Annotated in this window: 4 protein-coding genes; all 4 read right to left on the bottom strand. The window is 71.6% G+C overall.

Annotation, left to right across the window (positions count from 1 at the left end; translation table 11 throughout):
- Nucleotides 1-227: 227 nt before the first annotated feature.
- The gene (locus P1P70_RS40305; protein ID WP_319246810.1) at nucleotides 228-2,606 is read right to left on the bottom strand and encodes a hypothetical protein; all 2,379 of its coding nucleotides are present in this window, start codon (nucleotides 2,604-2,606) and stop codon (nucleotides 228-230) included.
- Nucleotides 2,607-2,914: 308 nt separating this feature from the next.
- On the bottom strand, nucleotides 2,915-3,223 hold the full coding sequence (locus P1P70_RS40300; RefSeq protein ID WP_319246808.1) for a hypothetical protein: 309 nt from the start codon (nucleotides 3,221-3,223) through the stop codon (nucleotides 2,915-2,917).
- Nucleotides 3,216-4,466, bottom strand: coding sequence for a hypothetical protein (locus tag P1P70_RS40295; RefSeq protein WP_319246806.1), 1,251 nt, complete (start codon nucleotides 4,464-4,466; stop codon nucleotides 3,216-3,218). The genes P1P70_RS40300 and P1P70_RS40295 overlap by 8 nt, the downstream gene beginning before the upstream one ends.
- An 83-nt stretch (nucleotides 4,467-4,549) precedes the next feature.
- Nucleotides 4,550-4,987, bottom strand: coding sequence for a MarR family winged helix-turn-helix transcriptional regulator (locus P1P70_RS40290; protein ID WP_319246804.1), 438 nt, complete (start codon nucleotides 4,985-4,987; stop codon nucleotides 4,550-4,552).
- Nucleotides 4,988-5,125 lie beyond the last annotated feature (138 nt).

The following is a 5,125-nucleotide window of genomic DNA, read 5'->3' as shown; positions in this document are numbered from 1 at the left end:
TCACTCAGGGGCCCTAGGCGCACCACCACAGGAACTTCTCGCACGTCTCCGAGGGCGACGACCCGGCCCCCGAGCCGTCGCCCTCGGAGACGTGCGAGAAGTTCCTGTGGTGGTGCGCCTAGGGCCCCTGAGTGATCGGCGCGAGCTTCGCTCGAACCCGGCAGGCGACCGACGGACGACGGCCCCTGACGTGATGTCAGGGGCCGCCGTCGGATGCGGATCCGGAGTCACCGGTCGGCGTGGCCCTCCGCGATCTGCTGCCTCTCCCACTGCACCTTCCGCACCACCTCGGGCTTGACCTGACGCTCCTCCAGGGTGTGGACGAGCCCGTCCAGCAGGTGGGTCGCCGAGTCGCGCCGGCCCAGTTCGTCCAGGCCGGCCGCGTACCGCGTCACGTCGTTCGTGAGCCGGATGTGACCGAAGGTGTTCGCCGCCGCCCCCAGGTCACCGTAGGCCTGCTCGGCGAGCTGCCCGCCCGCCTCGGCGTCGGTCCCGGCGGCCTCGACGCTCACCGCGCCGTCGCGGGCCGTGAGGACCTTGCCGGGGACGGTGGCCGCGGTGGCGAGACACGCGGCCGAGTGCCTGGCCACGGCCGTGTCGGGGATCCGCTCGGTGACCTCGCGCAGCACGTCGTTGGCGTCGTCCAGGACCCGGCTGCCGCCCAGCGCGAGGACGCGTCCCACGGTGTCGGTGAACACGTCGTCCGCGAGGCGCTCCTGATCCCGGCTCGCCGGGCGTTCCACCCGGACGGTGATCGGGTCCGCCAGGATCTGGCCGCCGGAGGCGTCGGTGGCGGCCGAGGCCCCGTCCTGAGCGGACCGCAGCGCCGCGTACACCCGGTAGGCACCCGGCTCGGAGATCTGCCAGCCGCCGAGGCCCGAGGAGAGCACGACCTGCTCGTACAGCGATTCGCCCGGCTGCAGCAGGACGGGTTCCGGGCGCAGGCAGTAACGCAGGTACGGCTGCACCACCCGGGCCTCGGTCGTGCCCTCCCGCTGGACGAGGATGCTGAGTTCGTCGCTGCGCAGCGTCGTGCGGTTCACCATCGTGGGGACCTGGGAGGTGTTGGTCAGCTTCAGCTCCCCGATCACCGGCTCCAACATGCCGAAGCGGTAGGCCTGTTGCCGATCGGTGTCGCGGTTGAAGCGCAGGGTGAGCTGCAACGGACCCGTACCGGCGAGGTGCCGCGCCTGCTCGAAGCCGTGGTGGTCGAACCAGGGGATGTTGCCCTGCTGCACGAACCGCGCGGGGGCGTGCCGCAGGAAGCGGAGTTCGTCCTCCGAGAAGAAGTACCGGAAGCCCGAGAAGAACGCCTGCTGCCCGCCCTCGAAGCGGTGCGGGTAGTTCATGAAGCTGGAGGCGTGGGGCTCGTTCCGCAGCGGGATCCAGGGCGTGCCCAGCGACTTCTGCCACGAGTGCGCGAGGTTGAAGCAGTGACCGATCTCGTGCACCGCCGTCCAGTAGCGCATCCGCCGCACGTACGCCTCGGGATCGGGATCGTTCGGCGGCCGTTCGGAGATGAACGAGTTCGAGAACACCGCGCAGCCCTGCCGCTGGGCGGTGCCGATGTCGTCGAACATGATGCCGCCCAGGCTGGGGCCGTCGTCGTGCTGACCGGCGAACAGCGTCCACACCTGCCACTGGGCGACGCCCTGCCCCGAGGGGCCGGGCTCCCAGGCGGACCAGTGCCGTTGCATGGCGTCGTGCATCTCGATGTCGGACCACGTGCCGTTCACCGAGGCGGAGAGCGGGATCTCGTTGCTGCCCCGGGTGCGGGTGACATGGATGCCCTGTCGGCTGAACGCGTCCTCCACGGTGAGGGTGGTGTTCGGGAGGTCGGGCGGCCGCACGGGGTGGTCGTGCAGCGCGTACTCGACGGTCTGTTCGGCGTCGGAGACCCTGTCGTACTCGATCTCCACCTCGCGGAAGTGCGGCGTGACGTGCGCGTAGCGCACCACCTCGTCCGGGGCGTCCGGCCGTACGAAGGTGACGAGCGCGCCCATGGGCTGCAGGGGCGGCGTGCCGGTGAGCTGGACGCGGATCGCCGTCCCGGGCCGCAGTGCGGTGTTGCCGTCGCGGTACTTGATCGGCCCGGTGTAGGTGCCGTTCGGTTCCTTGCGGACCTTGGCGAGCCAGGTGAGCCGGCCGCTGGTGAGCCGCCAGACCGTGCCGGAGACCGTCATGGTGGGCGCCGGGCCGTCCACGTCCACACGCAGTTCCTCGAACGACACGACGGCGCTCTCGGGTGCCGCGACCTCGGCGGCCTGGGCCGGGGCCCGACCGGACACGATCTGCTGCGGGGTGGCCGGTTCGCCGTTGCCCGACGACGCGCCCGTCGTCCAGGGGAAGCCGGCCGCCGCCGTCGCGACCGGCCCCGCGTCGGCGGCGGGCGGGGCCTCGGCGGCCTGCGCGAGGCCCCCGGGCGGCACGGGGAGATCGAGGCGCAGGTACACGCCGCTGCGCCCGGTCGCCGCGATGGCCTCACCCTCCGCGGCCGCCTCGGGCCCGGTCTGCCTCTCGCCGCCCAGACGGCGGGTGATCGTGCCCATCACCGCGCTGACGAGCTGGTCGAACTCACTGCGCTGGCTGGATTCCTGAGTGGTCATGCTGCCTCCCGCTTCCGCCCGTAGCGAGCACGGGCGGACGAAGGTGAACGGTGAACGGCCGGGAGCCCGGACGTTCCGGACCGGAGAAACGTGGGCCTGGGCGACGTCGGCCTGTGCGCCGCGGCCGTCGGAGGCGGCCGCGGGGGCGTCGTTCGGGGAACGCGACGTCGGACGGCGCACGAAAGGGGAGTTATTCACCCGACAGGCGGGTTTGTTCCCACTGGCCAGTCAAAGCCCGGCGGGGGAGAGCCGCAACCGGACCCGGCCTTCACGGGCCTTCACCGGTCTCTTCCGGTCCTTACCGGCCTTCAGGCGTAGCCGCGTAGGCCGCCGCCGGTCACGGCGTCGAGGCTGCCGTCGGCGGCGCGGCTGATCCCGGCCCACCGGACGGCCCCTGTGTCGACCCGGATGCTCAGCCGCTCGACGCCGTCGACCCGCACGCCGATCGCGTGGTCCCCCTCCATCAGCCGGACGGGTACGGAGCGGGCGAGGCCGATCTGCCGCCGTGTGCGGACCTCGGGATCGTCCAGGACGACGTCCCCGTCCACCACGACCACGACGTGCTGGCCCTCGAACCCCTCCTCCAGCGCGATGGTCAGCTCACCCGGCTCAGCCAAGGCTCTGCCCTCCGTCGGGGGCCCGTCGTTCGGGCGGATCGGTCGGTGGCCGTCCCACGTCCGAGAGCGTCTCGCGCGCACGCGCGTCGACGAAACGGGTCACGAGATGCTGGGCGGCACCGAAGATGACGGCCCACGCCACGATCTGCGGACTGGAGTCCAGGTAACTCAGACCGGGGATGAACGCACCCCGGATGAGCAGCACTCCGACGAACGCGGTCAGGGCCCCGGTGGGAAACTTCAACAGGGCCGCCGCGAGCGGCAGCATGTACGGCGAACTCGTCCCCTGGATACGGCGCAGGGAGGCGATGACCGTGAGCGCCGCGCCGGCGAGCCCCGCGGCCTCCACGACGAGGACGTCGACCCGCCGGGCGTAGTCGCTGGGCGCCAGTTCCTCGTCGTTGCGGTCGACCTCCCCCGACGGGCAGGCGGCGTACTCGCTCTTCTCGGGCAGGAAGCACATGTTGAGGGAGTCGGGGCAGGCCCATCCCCAGACCGCGAGTCCGCCCGCGCCGAGGAGGACGAAGAAGGTCGCGATCCGCAGGATGATGCTGAGGCTGCGCACCCTGCTGAACTCGCCGTCCAGCGCCTCGTAGGAGGCGCTCAGGGCGGAGACGAGGAGTTCACGGTCGCCCGGCAGCCGCTCCTCCGCCTCCACGCGGCCCACGGCCGCGGCCACCTTCACCCGCAGCGGGTCGTTCGGGCGGAGATGCTGCTCGACGTGGCTCAGCACGTCGGCACTGCGGCCGACCAGTTCCTGATCCGAACACATCCTGAGCAGCATGACGTCGGTCGCGCGCACATTGGCCCACGTTCTCTCCAGGGCCGCGGCCCCGGTGAACAGACGGCGCCGCGCGGAGACGGCCTCGCGCGCCTCCCGCAGTTGCCGGGCGATCCCCTCCAGCGTCTTCTCCCGCTGACACCGCTCGACCGGGTCCTCGACCGCCCGGCATCCCTCACGGGCCGCCTGCTGCTCCAGATAGAGGATGTGGGCGACGGCACGCTCGCGCCAGGCTGTCCGGTGCCCCCGGAACATCTCCTCGGCGGGGCGGGGGAGTTGGGCCACGTGCTCCGGCGAGGTCGGCCCGTCGGCGGCAGGGCGCGACGCCCGGTCCCGCGCCGGTGTGCGTCCGAGGACGTGTGCGGCGATCCACGCGAGAGCGACGGCGGTGACGCGGGGCCTCTCCGGGCCGTCGGCGCCGTCGGAACCGGCGGCGCCGTCGAAGGCCTTCCCGTTGGTCATCCAGACCTCCAGCAAAGACTCCCCTGCTCAGCGTAGGCCGGACCACCGACGGGTGCACCTACACCCGATCGACGCCCCCGCGCCTACGCCCCCAGCATCCGCCGCAGCAGATCCCGCAGGGTCTCCCGTTCCGTGGCGCTCAGGCCCGCCAGCGGCTCGCGGGCGAAGTCCAGGGAGTTCCGGAGGCTGCCGGCCACCTGGCGGCCCTCGGCGGTGGCGGCCGCCAGTTTCACGCGGCGGTCGTTCGGGTCGGGGCGGCGCTCCACCAGGCCCCGGGTCTCCAGGCGGTCCACGATGCCGGTCACGTTCGACGGCTCGCAGCGGAGTTTCTGGGCGAGGCGACGCATGGGAAGCGGTTCCAGGGAAAGGAGGCCGAGAAGACGGGCCTGGGCGCCGGTGAGGCTGTGTTCGGCGGCGGCGTCCTCGTACTCCTCGTGGTAGCGGGCCACCACCGTGCCGATGAGTTCGACGACCTCCATGGTCAGCGGGTCGATGCGGGGGGTCGTCTTCTGCGTGGGCATGGCTCCGAGGGTACCCCTTTACTTGACAACATGAAATATTCAGGAGCATGGTTGTTTCAGATGTTGAAGTAACCGCACGGTATGTAAGCCGCACGGCAAGCCCCACGCATCGCAGAAAGGCCGACCCCCATGTCCGAC

It is taken from the genome of Streptomyces sp. MB09-02B, assembly GCF_033794485.1.
Taxonomy (GTDB): Bacteria; Actinomycetota; Actinomycetes; order Streptomycetales; family Streptomycetaceae; genus Streptomyces.
This window is presented reverse-complemented; position numbering and strand designations above follow the sequence as displayed.